At 47.3% G+C, this 19,210-nt stretch carries 9 protein-coding genes; 4 read left to right on the top strand and 5 right to left on the bottom strand.

The genetic code is table 11. From position 1 onward, the window contains the following. Nucleotides 1–364 precede the first annotated feature (364 nt). The 3 genes from Q4526_RS10630 to Q4526_RS10620 all read right to left on the bottom strand — a co-directional run bounded on the left by Q4526_RS10630 (nucleotide 365) and on the right by Q4526_RS10620 (nucleotide 8,162). Nucleotides 365–2,821: a carbohydrate-binding protein gene (locus Q4526_RS10630; RefSeq protein ID WP_215977052.1), complete on the bottom strand. Its 2,457-nt coding sequence runs from the start codon at nucleotides 2,819–2,821 to the stop codon at nucleotides 365–367. A 283-nt stretch (nucleotides 2,822–3,104) separates the two neighbouring features. Next, nucleotides 3,105–5,672, bottom strand: coding sequence for a carbohydrate-binding protein (locus tag Q4526_RS10625; RefSeq protein WP_215977051.1), 2,568 nt, complete (start codon nucleotides 5,670–5,672; stop codon nucleotides 3,105–3,107). Nucleotides 5,673–5,756: 84 nt separating this feature from the next. Beyond that, nucleotides 5,757–8,162 (bottom strand): TonB-dependent receptor, encoded by a 2,406-nt coding sequence (locus Q4526_RS10620; protein ID WP_215977050.1) that lies wholly within the window; start codon nucleotides 8,160–8,162, stop codon nucleotides 5,757–5,759. A gap of 449 nt (nucleotides 8,163–8,611) precedes the next feature. Here Q4526_RS10620 and Q4526_RS10615 point away from each other — a divergent pair, with 449 nt between their 5' ends. Continuing rightward, complete coding sequence (locus Q4526_RS10615; protein WP_215977049.1) at nucleotides 8,612–9,817, top strand: helix-turn-helix domain-containing protein; 1,206 nt, start codon at nucleotides 8,612–8,614, stop codon at nucleotides 9,815–9,817. A gap of 66 nt (nucleotides 9,818–9,883) precedes the next feature. Here Q4526_RS10615 and Q4526_RS10610 read toward each other — a convergent pair whose 3' ends face one another. Next, entirely contained in the window at nucleotides 9,884–10,702 is an 819-nt protein-coding gene (locus Q4526_RS10610; protein ID WP_303609618.1) for a hypothetical protein, read from the bottom strand. Nucleotides 10,703–10,959: 257 nt separating this feature from the next. Here Q4526_RS10610 and Q4526_RS10605 point away from each other — a divergent pair, with 257 nt between their 5' ends. Next, a complete protein-coding gene (locus Q4526_RS10605; protein ID WP_215977047.1) occupies nucleotides 10,960–12,408 on the top strand; it encodes a hypothetical protein in 1,449 nt (482 codons plus the stop codon). A gap of 687 nt (nucleotides 12,409–13,095) precedes the next feature. Here Q4526_RS10605 and Q4526_RS10600 read toward each other — a convergent pair. Continuing rightward, nucleotides 13,096–16,008 (bottom strand): TonB-dependent receptor, encoded by a 2,913-nt coding sequence (locus tag Q4526_RS10600; RefSeq protein WP_215977046.1) that lies wholly within the window; start codon nucleotides 16,006–16,008, stop codon nucleotides 13,096–13,098. Between the two features lie 274 nt (nucleotides 16,009–16,282). On the opposite strand from Q4526_RS10600, the gene Q4526_RS10595 reads away from it, so the two are divergent. Together Q4526_RS10595 and Q4526_RS10590 are read left to right on the top strand one after the other, a co-directional pair. Next, nucleotides 16,283–17,884, top strand: coding sequence for a glycoside hydrolase family 55 protein (locus tag Q4526_RS10595; protein WP_215977045.1), 1,602 nt, complete (start codon nucleotides 16,283–16,285; stop codon nucleotides 17,882–17,884). Next, a complete protein-coding gene (locus Q4526_RS10590; RefSeq protein WP_215977044.1) occupies nucleotides 17,881–19,197 on the top strand; it encodes an alginate lyase family protein in 1,317 nt (438 codons plus the stop codon). Before Q4526_RS10595 ends, Q4526_RS10590 begins: the two co-directional genes overlap by 4 nt. Nucleotides 19,198–19,210 lie beyond the last annotated feature (13 nt).

Here is a 19,210-nt window from a genome sequence, read left to right as displayed (position 1 = left end):
CCTATATCAAGTATGGTTGAGACCGGCTGTTATCCTCACCCCCTACCACTGTGTCATTAAAGCTTATTCTCCCCTCTTCACCATGACTTCCGGCAGTCTTGGTTCACAGCTCGCAATAAATGCGCAACGATCTACTATATTTACCGGCAGTCATTAACATCAGGGTATCCGTTAACTGCCAGGTAATATTGCTTAAGATACTTATACTGAGGGGGAAATCATGGGCGAGGAGAAAGAGAGTAATTACTTGAAACCGCGCAGCAAAAAAAAGGGGCTTATTGCCCAAAAGACAAAAGCCCAAAGCCTGACGTTTTGAGGGATAGTGAAACTCGAAAAGCTATCCCTCCAGGAGAGTTCTTTCAGATCAATTTACAAGATCAAAGCGCCACTGCTGACGCGATGTTTGCACAAGGTTGGCAGTGCGAATGTTAGCGCCATTGACGGTGCTGTTGCCCTCGACTTCCACCGCTTCCCCCGATATCGTCAAAATGGTGTAGTAACCATTCGGTTGACGCTCAATCGTCCAGCGTTGATTGCTGTTACTCTGGCAGGACCACTGATGCACATTATCGCTGACAACATCGGCATCGAGACATGAACCACTATTAAGGCTGACCAGTTCATAGCTGCCATCGCCCAAAGCTTCAACCAACCACTGCTGATTGAGACCGCCGGAATAATCCCACTGATGCACATTGGCACCATTTTGAGTAGATACCCCAGAGACATCCAGAACCTTACCGCTGGCGTCGTTGGTAATAACATAGGTTCCAGCTTGTAAATCAGCGTTATCGGGCGCACTTTGCTCGGTAAAGTCAATCCAATTGACATTAAAACCGCCGCTTACAAAGTTAAAACGAACACTGTGATCGCCGGCACTCAAAGTTATTGGCACTGCTATTGATTGCCAGTTCTGCCAACCACCCGTGGTGGGAATGTCGATGCCACCGGCATTGCTACCATCAATTTCTATGTTCATGCGACCACCACCATTTTGACTCGCCACCCGAGCGGTTACGGTAAAGTCGGTGCTCTCACTCACAGTCAGTTGATATTGCGTCCAGTCACCGTTATCAATCCAGCCGATGTTGTCGCCTCCACCGCTGTCGGCTGTCGCCTCTGTCTGCACACCTTGCATAGCGCAATAGTTTTCTGCCTCTATTTTGGCAGGCAAGCTCAGGGGACTACCAGCACACGGATCGACAGGATTCGGCTCGGACTCACCTGCTTCAAACGCTATCCAATTTAGATTGAAGCCACCGGTTAAAAAATCCAGGCGCAGGCGATGATCACCCGCGCTCAGTGTAACTTCCCGAGTCATTGTCTGATAGCTTTGCCAATCACCGGTGACCGGCGTGCTTACACTTGCGATTGAGGCACCGTCTACTTTGACATCTATTTGACCGGAGGTGGCCTGCCCTGCCGTGCGTAACTTTAATGTATAAGTACCAGAGCTCGGTACGTTAATGTTGTATTCGCCCCAATCACCGGGGCTGATAAAACCCACATTTTGTCCGCCTTCGACATCACCTGTAGTTTCAGTTTGCAGGCTTGAGCTTTGGCAAAATGATTCTGCTTCTATCCTTCCAGGCAACTCAGTGACCGGTGCTGCGCCGCAGTCCGGCTGGACCACTTGAGCAGAGGGTGCTACAGCATCGTAAAAGCTCTGATGCCAGGTATGACTGGAGTGACCATTGCGAATATTGTTCTGTGCAAAGTTAATCATTTCATCGAACAGATGAGTCGGAGGTGTCCCACCATTATTAATGAAAGCTTTAATCTCGTTATAAGCATTATTGGGCGGTATTGTCCACAAGGTTTTATCGTGTGACATTTTCTTAAAAGACCAGGGGAAATAACCCGACAACTCTTGTTTGGCCCAATCGGTTATAGCGGCCAGATTGCCAGGGTCGGTTTCGCCATACTCGCCAATAATAAGAGGGATATTCAAATTATTGGTAAGATCTTCACGCCCACGCGTTGTGGATACCGGACCATAGTGATGAATTTGATAGACCAAATCATTATCCCACTGGGCACTAACGCCTGTTTCGGCCTGCACCTGCGGATCGCTCCAGTCGATTTTGGTCAAGTCCGATCCCCACCACGAACCTTCGGCGACAATGACATGATTTGAATCCACCTCGCGAATCGCATCGCGCATTGCGATTAGTGAACCCAACAGTTCAAATTCACGGCCGGGCTGAGGAACAGGTTCATTTATTAAGTCGTAACCCCAAATTACCGGTTCATTTTTATAGCGATCGGCAATATGTCGCCAAACCGAGCTGGCAATATTCACATTATTACCATCCCAGAAGGTTACAGTATCGCGGGGCTGGCTGGCGTTAGAGTTAATGTTATCGGCGTGATCTCCCGGATTCTGGTAACCCGGCGCGGCATGCATATCCAACAGAACGTAAATTCCCTGATCACGACAGGCTTCAATTATTTGGTCAAAATATTGAAACCCTTTATTACTTAAGCTGCCGTTTTCCCAAAACATATTGTAGTGAAAAGGCACCCGAACCGAATTAAAGCCCAGCGCTTTTAGATCGGCTATAGCCTTATCATCCACATAATTTAATCGCCATTGATGCTCAAACTCTTCAGCTTTAGAGGTACTGCCGAACGCTTGAGAAAGGGAATCTAAAAATTGCGAGTGGGTTCGATAGTTAAAATCTCCCATCATCAAGTAGCCTTCCCACAACAGCCAGTTACCAAGATTGATGCCGCTTAAGAAAAGTTCGTCACCATTTTCATCGACAATCTTGGTGCCTTGTGTCGATACATATTGGGCCTGGCTAACCGTACTGAACATAACTCCACTTAGGAGTAGGGCCCCAATGGCCAATTTTTTCGCACTTATATATAGATTGAATAAGCATTTTCGATTATTAGTTTTATGCTTCATCTCTAGCCTCATTTTATTCATTATTTGTTTGGCGAAGCGTCATAAGTTACTGATACTACGAAACAGATAAAGGTCGATCATGCAGCTTAATGAGTCTGCACAAACCTAGCTTCCTTCAGCCACATACTCAAAACCCATCGCACAAAGAGTGCACGCCGCCCCTTGGATCGGGACGGCGTGACATTCTGGGTTAGGGATTTTTGATCTCAAACCAGTTTAAGTTCCACTGGTTATCGACCGAGCGTAACCGCAGCGTTGATCGCCCTTCAGGAAGCTCCACATCGAAGCTAAGCGTCTGATAAGACTGCCAACCACCGGTATTTGGCACCGTAACAGTGGTTAATACTTGATCGGCGACAATTACTTCAAACTGTACGCTACCCACCTGACTGGCCAGACGAAAATCCATTACGTAAGAGCCAGCGGAAGGTACATTGATGTCATAATCGACCCAGTAGCCACTCTCAAAGCTTCCGATATTAAAGCCGCCGCCTTCATCACCAGCGGATTCAGTTTGCACACCAGGATGTGCCGTGGAGTAACTCTCGGCTTCAATTTTTGTCGGTACTGTATAGAAGGTTTCACCACTTGCCATGATTTCACTGGCGTAGCCTTCATCGGTGTCATTAAAGGCTGCGACATAATAGTAATAAGTGGTATCGGCGCTCACGGTATCGTCGCTGTAACGGTTTGCCTCGACGGTTGCGATCTCCTCAAAACCGGAGCGAGGCGCCAAAGAACGGTATATTTTGTAGCCTACCACTTCGCCTTCGGCACTGTCCCAACTTAGCGCCACATTGGAATTACTGACATCGAGCGCCAAGTTACTGGCTTTACCCGGAATATTGGTAAATATTGTTGCGGACTCTTCCGAGGTCAGCGACTCTTTAACCCAGTGGTTAACGACATAGTCCATTTCATCTATGGCAAAGAAGCTGAAGTACTCTTCAATCTCTTCAATAGAAGAGGAATTAACATTGACACTGGGAATGGCTCGGCCGGTGACATCTACCCACTCTTGTGGCATATCAGGCACCAAATAGATTTCGGCCCAGGTATCGCTACTGCCTAAATCCGTAAATTTGCCCGACAAGGTATAGGACTCGCCACCTTCCACTTCAACCGCTTGATAAATCAGCGCATGGCTACCTGCCGGTGATGTAACACGCAGGGCTTCACCGCTATCACTGCCAGCAAATTCACCGGCTGAATAGCCGAACTCATAATTTCGGGGATCTCCCCACAGTGATACCTCGGTCCAGCTGGACTCGGCCCCAGAGCCAAACTCACCATTTACGATAATGTTGGTTCCATCTGAGTCTTTATTGAGTTGGATACTGTCGTAAACGACATCGACACCATTAAAACCACCGGTTTTAATGACTAGGTACATGGTTTTTGTACCTTCCCCCTCGTAAGGCGTTGTGCTACTGGCCGGTACATCACAAGCATTGGCAAAGGTAGACTCCCAGCCTGCACAGCCCCAGGTTTGGGCCTTGGTAATAAGCTGATCGCCATTGTTCGTGACATAGCCCCAGGTACCATTGCCCAAGCCACCGGACGCGGTTGCGACTTTATACGACCAAGCGGTGCCCGCCCAGTTAAGGTCATTGTAAGTATCGAAGGTGGCGCGGGTGATTTCACCGCCCATTTCACCTAACCCATTCCAGGGCTGCATTTCTCCAACGAGCATAGGCGTATAAACTTTGCGAGCTCTGTTGGCCCAATCGCACACGCCTGAGTCACCGTTTTCACCGCAGGTCAACCAATCGCGGTGTACGTTGTAACCAATTTCACCCCAGCCAAATAAGCCCGGATAAAAATGCGGTTCAAAAGCGACGTTTTCCATGCCGTAATCCATAGGATCACCATAAGCGGATATACCGTCGGCGTTGTGCCCCGCAAGTATGACGACATGCTCTTCATCATGAGCTCGTATTGCATCGTATAGCTCAACTGACAAATCTCGTAAAGTTGCCGAATCTGTTCCCCAGGGCTCGTTTAGCAACCCATAACCAGCTACGGTAGCTTCACCTTGATAATGCTTAGCAATCTCGCCCCAAAGCCATTTGGTTCGCTCTTGATACGAGTCATTGCTCCACAGTTCGTTTTGCCCTTCACAACCGGTATGTTGCTCGACGCCTTGGCCTCCGACAGCACCGTGCAAGTCCAGCACTACATAGATTTCGCGTTTTTTAGCTTCGGCCACGGCCCAATCTAAATACTCCCAGGCATCGTCTTTTAACGTCATGGGCGCATCATCATTCTCGATCAGGCTGTAGGGAAAAGGAACGCGCACCACGTTAAACCCAGCTTCGGCAATCACATCCCAATCGGCTTCGGTGAACCAGCTGTCGCGGTGTAGTTTTATTAATCGATCTTTTTCAGCCTCGCCAAAACGCTCTGTCAAGGTCTCTTCCAACGAGCACTGGTCGGGGATGTTCTCACCCAAGGGGTTATCCCCATTGTCAAACATCCACAGTTCCATGCTCAGCCAGTTGCCGATATTAATACCGCGCAGGGATACTTTTTGTTCATTCTGATTCACCCACATGGTGCCATCGGCTTTGAGGGCGGTATAACTTTCTGCACCAGCGGCGGGAGACTCCACCGCGGGCGGAACAGGGGTCACTGTTTCTGGGCTGCTTCCGCCACAAGCACTCAAGCCAAGTGCGGCACTAAGCGCAAGCGTGCTAACTGCCAGGTGGCTGGTGTTAAACTGTCTTTTTGTACGAGCGCCAAACATTGAAGTTTTCATTATCTGTTACCTTTTATAATTCACATCTTTGTCCATTGATCTGGTGCCAACCGAGGGGCTTGGCACCAGTGGCGATATCATTATTTAGAAGCTTGCGTTGACTCTTACACCGTAAGTACGCGGCGGCGCATAGCGCCCGGGAAAACCGGCAGCGGTGTTGTTATCAACAGAGGCGCTGGACTTGGTCATCTCGTCAGTGGCGTTGTTAACAAACACATCCACCGACCAACTATCGCCCGGATCAAGAGTGAGCCCAAGATTCACTTTGGTATAAGCATCTTGCCCGGCGGGGTTGCCCCAGTAGAAGCCGGTTTGCTCTTCATCATTAATAATATTATTGATAGGCGCACCATTTTCATTTTGGTCGCGGAAGAACGCGTCATCCACATAGCGCACATTGATTCGAGGGGTAATCAAACCAATGCTGGTCTCAAAGTCCCAACGGAGAGTCGTATTAAAATTAAACTCCGGCGACTGCGGCAACTTGTTACCCGCCAAATCGTAAAAACCTGTAGGCTCACCATCAGCGCCAATAATCGGCGTTAGATTGGTACCGTAGCCTGCGCCATCGACAATATAGTCGGTGTACTCGGCATTCAGGTAACCACCACTGATATCCAGCTGACCGCCGCTGCCAATCATCCAGGTAAGTTCGGCTTCAATCCCGGAGATTTCGGCACCGGCCACGTTTGAGTTCACGATTTGGTTTAGATCTTCATCAAAGCCTGAACGAATCAGATCATCGTATTCCATAAAGAAGGCTGCAGTATTCAACCGGAAAGAACCCGTTTGATACTTGTAGCCGACCTCGTAGCTGGTGCTGTTTTCAGGGTTAGTCGCCTGCCCGCCGTCTTGAATCACACCTGCGCGATAACCGGTGCTAACACTGGCGTAAACCATTGAATCTTCCCAATCGTAGCTAGCCCGAGCCAGATACGTCAGCTGATCATCTTCACTTTCTACGTCGTTGCGCAGAGTGGCCGCACATTGGCCTCGAGTGCGCTCGCGACCGGTGTAATCGTCTAAACCGTCTGCGCCCTCTTCTCCTGTGGTGTTATTGAGAAAGTCTTCAAAGACGGATAGATTCTCTCCGCCCAGAGTTGGGCGAATAAATTCATTTTCACAATCTTGAATGTTTCGACCGCCGCGATCGTATTTAAGATCGTCGGTATAGCGAACCCCACCGGTAAGTGAAAATTGTTCCGTCAGGTGCCAGGTTGCCTGAGCATAAGCGGCTCCCGACTCGGTGCCCCGTGCGGGCTGAATAAACGTATTGCCCCCCTGCAACCAGCTACCTTGACCGTCAAAATCAAAGCGAATTGCCGTTTCCTCTTCAAAGTAATAGGCGCCTATCACCCAATCAATGACCTCGCCCTCAATATTCTGCAATTTGATTTCGTGGCTTTCGGCGGTGGAATCTTGATATTCCGTACGCCCCTCTTGAAAACGCGAGGTGATACCACCATCCTGATCCACCACCTGCTCGCGGTGTAAATCACTAATGCCTGCGATATATTGAAGGTTGAGATTGTCGCTGATATCAAAATTCACCGTAGAGCGCCAAACGTCACTCTGCAGCTCTAGCGCAACAGGAGAGTCGATAAATGAATCAAAATTGTCTTGCTCTACCAATACGGGGTTAAGCAATATGCCATTGTTACCATTGTCGGTAAATGTCTCGTAAGACACAGTCCAGGACAGACTATCGGTAGCGTCCCATAAACCGGTAATACGCGCAGAGCGCACATCCGTATTATTCAGTTTTAAACCCACATTGGCTGTACGGCCCGTAGAAAGGCCCGAGAAATTATGCTCACTGCCGCGGGGGTCTTCGCTAATCGCATTAACCCAACCATCGTCTTGGTCGGAGTAACCGGCAACCCGGAATGATAAGTTATCCAATACCGGTAAGGTTACAGCGCCTGAAACTTGCTGGCGATTAAAGCTGCCGTAGGTGGTCTGGAAATTACCTTCAAACTCTTGGCCTGGCTTTACAGTTTGCAGCAACAAAGCGCCACCGGTGTTGTTGCGACCAAACAAAGTACCTTGTGGGCCGCGTAACACCTGTACGTTTTCCAGATCGTACATCAACGCCAGCGCGCCCTGAGCACGCGCGGCATATACGCCATCAACGTAGACACCAACGCCCTGGTCGCCGGTTTCAGTGGGGTTATTGGTACCAACACCGCGAATGTAAATCTTGATGTCCGATTGCTCCTCCTGCCCGGTAACCATCAGGTTGGGGACAAAGCCGCTCATATCCGTTACATCCAAAATGTCATTTTCGGTCAAAGCGGCTTGAGTTAATGCGGTAACTGCAATGGGCGTACTTTGCAGATCGGCAGGGCGGCGCTCAGCCGTTACCACGACCTCTTCCAGTAAGTTCATTTGATCAAGCTGCCCAGAATCATCCTGTGCATTAACTTGCGTTATCTGACCCGCCGCGGCAATGATGCCAACAGCCACCGCCAATGGATTCTTAAGGTGCATAGCTTTTATTCCTCTCGATTATAGTGATTATTCTTGTTTGCCCCGCTGCAGACAGGTTAGTGACTGTGGCTTATACCTACCGCTGAGGGTGTACTTATTTTTCGATCAGCCACTCACTATTATGTGTAAGCAATTTGCATAAAATGGCTGATTGGTATTAGATTATGCTCAGTTCGGCAAGACGTCGTTCGCGTAGGATCAATAATAAGTTCGAATAAGTCATTAAGCGTAACGCAGGGTATTAATAACGGTTCGTACTGGGTTCGAATTAACGCGAACCCCTTGCCAGCACTGCTTTTGGTGGGTTAAAGTCGAATTTTTAATAACACATAAAAACAGCGTATCCTGACCTAAATTTAGTACTTTAAACGTTAAATTCAGCCCCCAAACGGTACCAACATCATAAAGATTGGCGCACCGTGGGCATAATAATCAGAAACCAATACCCCATGGATACAGTGCTTTTTAACTTTCACGATCTGGTATTAATCTTAACGGCATTCGAGTGCTTGCTGTTTGCTCTTCTGCTGAGCGTCACCAATCAAAAAAGAGTGCTTAGCACCGCCTTTTTTGTCGGCTTTTTAATCTGTCATATTTTTATTCCGCTGCACGAACTCACCTTTTGGGGCAAGCAGTTTAGAATATGGCTGCTGGATATATCCCCCAATCTGTTTTTTTTGGGCAGCTACGCCTATTTTATAGACGGGCCACTACTCTATCTTTTTGTTAGATCACTGCTGTACAAAGACTTTAAGCTGCGTCGCATCCATCTCTTTCACGCACTGCCTGTGGTACTGTATTTTGTTCATATGCTGGTATCGTTTTACCTGCAAAGTTACGAACGCCGCGAAATGCTGGTCGAAACTCAACATATTGCCTATTCGGCCCCTTATTTATACTTTGACGCCGCAGGGCGCTTTATGCGGGTTATTTACGCCTTGCTGTGCCTTCGGCTCGCCTTTGCCTATGCTGAACAGCTCAAGAATGTATTCGCCAACCTAAACAAGCGCGATCTCGCCTGGCTAAAAGTCATGCTAGTAAGCTTTTTGGGCTTATTTTTATGGGATTCAGCCCTGCTTAGCCTCAAATTATATGGATTCGCAATCGATGATTTCGATTTGGATTTACTCAATATAGTCGGCCTATCGGGTTACTATCTAACGTTCTTTATGCTCAACCTTTTAATTGGATTAAAGTTCACGTTATTCACTTCGGTGGCGGCCATCAACGAATCGTCTCACCCTCCGGTGGCGCATGAAAGCCTACCTACAGAAGACAAGACCTATGTGGAATCTATCAAAGAAACCATGGTGAAGACTAAAATTTATACTCAACCGGACATTACCATTGATCAACTGGCAGCAACCTTAAAGCTGCCGACAAAACGCCTGTCTCAGATCCTAAAGCAAGATTTTCACGCTAACTTTTACGAATTTATTAACAGCTACCGTATAGAAGATGCGAAACAACAATTAAGCGATCTTGCCTATGCGGACAAGACCATTACTGAAATATATTACGAGGTAGGATTTAATAGCAAATCGGTATTCAACACGTTTTTTAAACGCAAAGAAGGGTGTACGCCGAGCCAGTATCGCAGTAAAAATACCAACCAGAATGCGACTGCAGAGGATAAAAGCAGCCTTATTCCCTAAACCGGAAAACCGTTACTCGCATCCACTCCAGGCCTTTACTTACCCGGCCCCTTGAGTGCTTGTATCTCACCCGGCAAGCCGGCGGTAATACTCAGAGGGTAATACAAAACAAGCGTTTTGGCTTTTTAAGTGGTCGATTACTCTGTCAAATTCAGCAAAGCTGTCTCGACTCCACTTATCCGGGTGCCCTTGTAAAACTAAATACGGAAAAGCGCTACTGCGATAAGCCTTTAGAAAACTGCTGAACGAGACCTTGCCAATCGGGTTTTCCAGATGATTGCTTTTCCCCCTTTTCAAACATAGCCCTGAGAAACGATCATCTTGACAGTAAAGCCATACCTTTAACGAAGGGGTCTGCTCCAGAATCTCAACAAAAACGTCATCGGACTTATTGTAAGGGGTTCCAACGGCTGAAAACTCTATACCAAGCGTTTCTCTAGCGTATTTAAGTCCGTTTTCTAAATGGGCTTTTTGGTATTGATAAGGCGTTCCGGCAAACTCTCCCGGGTTGTTTTTATTCGGCTCCAAATTTCTTCGCTTATGGTCCCAGCCGTGGTGCCACACTTCAAACTGGTCGCTCTTATGAAGCGACATGATCGTTTCGTTAAAAGGCCTAGCTTCTTTAGTTACCTCTTCAACAATGAGCCCCATACTGGATTTAATATTTAGACTCTTAACCTTATCTATATAAGTGAGCCAATTCTTAGAAAGATTATCGTTTTCTTTAACTCGCAGATCATCCATTTTGAGAATGACAAACTTGCCGTCACAATTTGATCCGTCCGGGCCGTTCAATTGCTCTGACGGCTCTGCAGCGACTAAGCCCACCTGCATAAACAAAAGGCACAAAGCCGCAAACCAGCTTCGCTTAGGTTTTATTATCATTATTGCCTCACTTATAAATTTAGTTAGCACTCCCGAGAAAAAGAACTCGAAGCTTAGGCTCATTACCCCACTTCTGGCCGGTGAGAGCCTTTAAAATAGTAGCCTTAAAAGCACCTGAGACTTAACTGCCCGGGGCTCAAACAATCACGTTCAACCCGAAACCGGCCTTACCACTTGACATTATTGCCACAAGTGATCAATATTACAAGCAGAAGACAATTTATATAATGAAACACATAATAACGAAGGTACATAAGATGAAGCTCGCCCAATTTTCATACATCCTGTGCCTACTCGGTTTAGTGGGCGGCTGCGGAGGAGGAGGCTCTGACCAGTCTCCCCCTGCATCCAGCATTGATACCGGCAGTAGCTCGAGTAAAAGCTCGAGCTCTAGCAGTCAAACATCCAGCAGTGCCTCTTCCATAGGCATGGATAATTCAGCCGTTCGGTATGGCTTTTTCATCGACAATGCGGTCGCCAATCTGCACTATCAAACCGATACAGGCAGTGGTTTTACCAGCTCAGACGGCCAATTTGCGTACTTGCCGGGCGAGATGATTGTCTTTTCAATTGGGGATATGAAGCTACCGGCGGTACCAGCCCAGCCCACTATCACCCCGCTAACTCTAGCCGGCAGCAACGATCTAGAGCAAACCACGGTGATTAATATCGTGCGACTTTTACTTTCGCTCGATCAGGACCGCGACCCCAATAATGGTATCCATATTCCTGATCTGGCTCACGGGGCTGGCACCACTATCGATTTTTCTCTCGCCCCGGAGGCCTTTGCTCAATCATCCGCTGTCGTAAACCTGCTGAGCGCTTCCGGTTCCGACAGCATGGAGCTGGTATCGACCAATCAGGCACAAAGCCACCTACAAAGTGTACTGGATACACAGGTTAACAATCGCGTGCTGGTCTCGGCCGACGGGCCCGGTGAGACCTATGAACTGTTCAACGATCAGCTGGGCGGCACAGCGGTGGAAAGCCCGGTATGCGATCCAAACACCGACGACTTTGGACGCCGTATTACGGAGGTTGTAGACGAGACACTGGAGGGATATGTGTTTGCCTTTCACCTACTTCGCGATACGGACGGAGACCGCTGTATCAGTAGCATTAACGATCGGCAGCGTATTGAAATTAAAACCTATTCCGCCTCACCTGCCGACCGGGTGGCCACAGAAGGTGAGATACACACTTACCGCTGGAAGTTTAAGCTCGATGAGGGTTTTCAGGCATCGCCCTCATTTACGCATATTTTTCAAATTAAAGCCGTTGACGGCGATGACAGCATGCCGATTGTTACCTTCACTCCCCGATCCGGAAGCCCTGATAAGTTGCAAGTTCTGCATGCCCCCACGTCCGCAGCCGGTGCCAGTGAAGTGGCTAGCGTCGAACTAGAAGATTTTACGGGCGAATGGATTGAAGCTTTTGTCCGAACCAAAAGCTCTAATATCGGTAGCCTAGAAGTAAGCCTGCGCCGTTTGCGTGACAAGGCCACACTGCTCGACTGGAGTTCGAATGATATTGATATGTGGCGTGAGGGTGCCGACTTGAATCGCCCTAAATGGGGCCTCTATCGCAGCCTGAACCACATCGATGTATTGCGTGACGAAACTATCCTTTTCAACGACTTTTGTATTGCCGAAGCGGCCAACACTTGCCCCTCAGACATTAATGACGAAGCAGAGGCGGACAGTTAAATCCAAGCGATAATACTTTCCCCCCAGGGGTTGGGCTGAGCGCGTAAAGCTTCGCCCATCACCTATCACCTATCACCTGCTGAGCTAGCAGCACAGTTTTATGTAACCCCCTGTTTAGCAACTTTTGCAACATAACCGTTTAACAGCCTTACTTTTTTGCTTCACGCCCCAAGAGACTTTGAACGGTAGGCGGTTCCAATACTGGGCAAGGTCAGACAGGTAAAGCGTACAACGGGTAAGCAGTGCCCTAAAACGGAGATAAACAAAACCTACATGACAATTCCTATCGGCTAACGCATCGATATTTTTTTATCTCCCACTCTTTTGAAGCTTCTCTCGAGCCCACAACTTACAGACTGGATAGCAATGCCATTTAATTAACTGCCATAGGTTGACATCCGCTTGCCGTGACTCTTAAAGCCGAATCTAGTATTGCGTACATCTAAACGATCAGGAACCATTAGATATTGCATAACCGTCAGCACCGGATCGGTTAGTGACCCTCCCCTTATATTCTCAGTAATCATTGGTCATCCATACAATTGTATCTATCGTATTTTCACTAGCAAACTTTGATAAGACAGATATTAAAAAAGCCAGATGACTAACGTCATCTGGCTTTATAGAAAAGTCATTATTTTCGATATGTCGTCTTAGACAACCAAAAGTTGTTAGCTAATGACTTAATTACATTTTGTATCTTACACCGAAGAAGTACTTAGTACCGCTATACTCAATACGAGTAAAGGAGTCCTGAGCAACCCGATACTCAACATAAGGCTCATTGGTTAAGTTAAGTGCTTGCATCTTAATCTGCAGGTTCTTAGTAAGGTTGTAAGCTAATGAAAAATCAACCGAACTGGTGTCATCTACAAATCTATTCGTCTGACCAAAATCACTACCAAAAGGCTTCAAGTAGTCTGATCGATACTTATAGGACAAGCGCGTGGTAAAACCATAGTTTTCCCAGTAAATTTCGGCGTTGTAGCTTTCTTTAGAGAAACCAGGCAAGTTAGCAGGCTCAACAAAAACATCGTCGGTGATTGAGGAACCATTTTCTTGATACTCAAAATCTGTATCAGCAATGTTAATACCGCCCATAATACCCAACCCATCCAGAGGCTCGGGCAAATGAGTAAAGCCGTGCTGTAAACTAAGCTCTACACCTGAAATACTGGAGGACTCTGAAGTATTTTGAATCAGGCCATTGACATCCATCTCAATCAATTCACCGTTAATATTGAACGATTCTTGAATACTTGATGGATCTGCTACCTGTAATCCTGCCTCGAATTCTTTGTAGTAGAAAGCAGCCGACAGCATAGTATCATCACGCGGGAACCAAGAGAGAGACAAGTCGTAATTCACCGACTCAGTCGCTTCCATATTGGGATTACCCTGAGCAGTCGCGGTGCCAGCGGCAATTGCATCCTCAATACTTGAGAACTCTTCTTCACCGTCGCCCAAATCTAGGTTTCTACCGGCCCCCATCCACCACATGTCGGGACGAGAAATAGCCGAATAAACCGCTGTACGCAGCTGTACAGTCTCACTCAAACCAAAGTTCACATTAACACTTGGTAGAACATTGACATAGCTATTGGAATAAACTTCGCTAGCCAGGTTATCGGCTACCGGATCGAAATAAAAGCTATCGTCTTCCGGATCATTAGGGGTTCCTGCATCATTTTCGATAACGCTGTAATCCTGGCGATAACCTGTAGAATCGATACTCGTTTCTACAACTCGAACACCAACATTACCGCTAACGTCAATGCTTCCAATCTGTGAGGCAAAGTTAAGCTTCGCAAAGATGGCACTAATATCTTCTGTCAAGTTAATATCGGCTGCGCTCGGATCTTGTGGCGATAGAGCCCAATCGTCGCCTCCCCACATGCTATTGAAGGCACACATGGTGTCGAAGGTCGCCCATTCAGTGATACTGGAATTAGCATCTTCACCGTAACTTTCTTGTGGGTAAACAGTCGCGCAATTTTCCTCGATAGTATTTACGTCAGCAAAGTCCGTACCGGTATATTCGATACGATCTTCCGCATAATTGCTATGCTCGTGGGAAGATATGCGAGCACCAGTTTCAAGTGATGTGAAGAAATTGCCCTTCAACTCATAGACAGCATCGATTGCAAGTGCACTAATGGTGTCATTAACCTCAAGCTCGCCATAACGAGCGCGCTGGTTGGCATCGTACAAGCTGAAATCGTTTAACAAGCTATCATCGATTTGCGAGCCAGCTGGATCATCGAGATCTTCATAGATAGATATCGCAGGAAAACTATCGCTACCTTGACTGACATAATCATACCAAAGTCTGTCTGAGCGAAAACGAGTCTGCCAAGTTTCTTGATAGCGAGTGGTATCGGAGTAGGAAATATCCGCCGTCAAGACCAACCGATCGGTTGCGCTCCAGGCAAAGTTTAAACCTCCGCCCATATAATCTTCGTCGCGCTCGCGATATTCACCATAAGTACCCAACCGAGTATGGCCAGTATAGGAAACCAACGCGTGATCGTCATTTGTCTCCCACTGAGCAATGTTGTTGCGACCATCGTCAAAGTACAGATCGTGACGATCTTCATAATAGAAGCGATTAGACCACTGCGCATCGGCAATAATGCTCCAGTCTTCATTGGGCTCCCACTGAACAGTTGTCATGACGGCGTCGCGAGATTCTTCCGACTCCATCTGACGAATATAAAAGAGATTGGGAATGTAGTAATAATCACCATCGGCAGCTTCGCCGCCATTCGCGGCGGTGTTGTCGTCACTCCAGCTACAAGCATTCCAACCGCCGGACAAACCGTCGTTGATGTAATCAGAGTTACAATTGCGCAGAGTAGAGCTCGCATTAAAGCTCTCTTCCGGAGTAGATGAATCATGGCCAGCATAACCAATAGCAATACCAATATCGCCAATACCGGTTTCAAATACATCGGTATAGGAGATGGACCCGCGATAACCGATACCGTCATCATCATTTAATTTGGCATCATAGTCGTTGTAGTTGCCTTTAATTTCAGCTTGGAAGCGGCGTTTTCCATACTCCAGCGGGCGTATACTCTGCAGGTTAATTAAACCGGCAACGCCCCCTTCCACCAAATCGGCCGACTGAGATTTATATACCACTGCGCCGTTCACCAACTCAGAGGGAAACTGTGAGAAAGCAATGGATCGGTTACCACTACCAGAGGATACCTCTCGACCATTATAGGTCGAGTAACCCAAAAAGGGACCCAAACCACGCACCGAGATTTCACTGGAGTTACCCTTAAAGCGGTCGCCAGTCACGCCTACAATTCGCTCGAGAGTTTCGGCGACAGATAGGTCGGGCAGCGCCCCCATATCGGAGGCAGAGATTACGTCAACGATTGTTTCGGCATCGCGCTTAATCTCAATAGAATTTCGCATAATATCGCGAAATGATCCGGTAACAATCACCTCCTCCAACAGCTCTGCACCACCTTCCTCTTGGGCAAAAGCAATAGATGATGGCAACAAACTGGCCGCTATCGCAGCCGCAAGAATGTTACGGGTGTAACGAACAGGTTGAATTTTTGTATGTGGCTGACTCGGGGAGCTCATATTTTCTCCTACATCTTATTCATTATATTGAGTGGGGCGAAGCAATTTTAACCGCAGGCACTCTGCAAATATTTAAGATTGCTTTAGCGCATGTAGAGTATGAATCAACCCAGCCTGATGGTAAAGTGGTATTACCAGTTAAAATTACTTACAATACTGACATACCTCATAATAACGGTTAAGGCAGAATGAAATGGGCACCCACCAAGCAATTGTTTTTTATTTAAAATCATTAACTTACAATAAATCTCCCCTTTTATGGTTGCCCTTCCTAATGGGGCTATCTCTATCAGGTCATGCAGTCACAATAGAAAATTTAAATAGCCAATTACCCGATTTTTCCTATGCTGGCTACAGAAACGGCAGCCAAACCCTAGAGTTCGCCACGCACCAAACCCTTGAGGTTACAGAGTTCGGAGCGCGTGCCAACGACGGCAAGGATGACACCGCCGCTTTTCACCGGGCCCTAGAGGCGGCACAAAGAATTAACAAGCCCGTGCTACTGCAAATGCCTGCAGGGCGTTTTATTATCAGTGACATCCTCTATCTGGAACGGGACAATCTGATTCTGCGCGGGGCAGGGAAAGGCGCCACCCTCCTCTATTTTCCCCGCCCTATGCGTACTCTGGCCGACCCACCTGAGCTAAATGAATTACGTGAATATCTTGTAGAGCAGAACAAACGCCAGCGAGAAAATGATAATAATATTAATCTTCCTTACTCGCAGTATTCATGGTCCGGAGGATTTATCTGGACGCGAATTAAAGGCGAACGGGTTAAGCCTTATCTAAAAAAATACGATCGCCCCACAACACCTATAGCCTTACCCCAGCAGGGGAAAAAAGGTGAAAACAGCCTAATCGTTGACAATGCAAAGCAATTGCAGCCGGGTCAGGTCATTACTATTAACTGGTACAACAAAGGCGGCAAGAGCTCAGCTCTACTGGAAACCATTTATCCAGGTGTTAATGTATCTGGCAGTCATCACTGGAACTTTCCTTTGCGGCCTCTTGTGTCACAAAGTTCTCGCATCCGCACGGTGGAAGGTAGGAAGGTTGTGTTAAATGACGTGTTACTACACGACATTCAGGGACATACGACTGATATAACACAAAAAGCCTTTTTACATGATATCGGCATTGAAGAGTTTTCTATTGAGTTTCCCCGCTCCGCTTATATTGCTCATCATGTAGAGCAAGGCTTCAACGCAATATACCTCACTCGCCTATTCGACGGCTGGATCAAGAACATAGACATTATTAACGCCGACAGCGGAGTGCTTACAGAAGAGGTTGCCAATGTCACGATTCAGGGCATCACCACCCGCGGCAACCACAAAGCTCACTACACAGTTGCAATGGGGGATACCCACAATGTTCTTGTCGAGCAGCTAACCGTTAACAATCACGCCCTTCACCCGTTAAGCTTCAACACCTTCGCCACGAAAAGTGTCTATTCCGTCGCTGAAATCCTTCACGCCCCGGTGCTCGATCAACACTCAGGTGCCAACCACCAAAATTTATTCGACAATATTCGGGCTCACGTTACTCTCGACCAAGACCAGATAATACAGCGCCGTTATCCACTGTTTAAAGGCGGTGGCGCTGGCTACTGGAAACCCACGCATGGTGCGGACAGCAGCTTCTGGAACATCGATGTGATTTTCCACAACGGTCTGGACTCAGCAACACCCATTACACTTTACGGCGTGAACGATGGCCCCAATGCTCACTTGATCGGCGTACACGGTAATACCGATATCAAAGTTGAATATGGCCCCAACGCCAATATTCAAAAACAAAATGCAACCGATAATCTAGCTCCCTCTCTCTACCAATACCAGCTAGAAAGTCGTCTAGCAGGAGAAAGCCCTTGAACACGGCATTTTCAAAATATTTCAGGCCACGCTCTGGTTTTTGGTTACTTATTATATCGTTGCTGGCAGCCTGTAAAAGTCATCACAGTGAAACAGCAGACGCAACCGAGACAACGAGTTTAACCGATCAGTGGCAACAAGAGACGCTATCCGTTATTCAGAGCCCCGTTCGCCGTATGGCCGTGGATAAAATCGTTGCTAATGCAGACCAACTCATTAACAGCATGGAAACGTTTAGCGTCACCTTTAATCAGGCAACACCGCCGAGCGGTAATCCCCGTGACTACACCAGTACCGGCCCCTACTGGTGGCCGAACCCAAACACGGAAGACGGTTTACCCTGGGTGAAAAAGGATGGCATGGTCAATCGCGAAGTGCGCGGCCGGCAAACTGATTCTCGTGAGTTAAGTCTTTTTACCCAAGCGCTGGGTACTCTGGCACAAGCTTACGCATACACTGGAGATCAAGTCTATTCTGATAGGGCAGCCCTGCTGCTGGAGGTGTTTTTATTTGACTCGGCCACCGGCATGAACCCCAACTTTCGCTATGCTCAGGCTATACCAGGCATAACAGATGGCAGGGGTATCGGTATTATTGAGTCTAGAAAATTTATCAGCGTGATTAACGCCCACCAACTGTTACAAGGTTCAAGTCAATACCGAACCCAGGTAGGTGATCAACTGCATCGCTGGATTGAACAATACCTGCAGTGGTTGATTACCAGCCCCAATGGTATCGATGAATCTCTGACGCATAATAATCACGCCAGCTTTTATGATTATCAAGTGGCGTTTTTTGCTAATTTTATCGGCGATAAAATTCATTTGCATATAGTATTAGATGAGCTTTATAAGCGTCGTATCGAGACGCAAATAAATCCTGGCGGCGAACAGCCCCACGAACTTGAGCGTACCCGCCCCTACCACTACAGTGCTTTTAACCTGGAGGCTTTGTGGGGCTTGGCGGCAATAGCGGCTGACAATAATAAAATCGATGCTGTACTACCCCATCAAGAACAGGGCTCAGTCCCTTTACTTGTCGCTGCTTTGGATTACCTTAATCGAGAACAAAATAAACTTTTAACAAAAAGTAATTATGCCTCTGTGCAAGTTAGCCGGGAATCATTGATACAGATAAATTTAATCGCCGGCCAGATTTACCACCCAAGATTTACAATTTATGCCAAAAAATTGATGCAAAATCACAACGAATACGATTGCCTACTGGTTTACCCAGTCGATTTACAGGCTGCACCAGACACCTATTCCGGGAGTACCCACACCTCAGAAAGTGACGGCTTATGCCAATTGTAATTCGAAAGGTCAG

The organism is Gilvimarinus sp. 2_MG-2023 (genome assembly GCF_030547685.1).
GTDB lineage: Bacteria > Pseudomonadota > Gammaproteobacteria > Pseudomonadales > Cellvibrionaceae > Gilvimarinus.
Note: the sequence above shows the minus strand (reverse complement) of the source record. Positions and strands in the feature narration are given on the sequence as shown.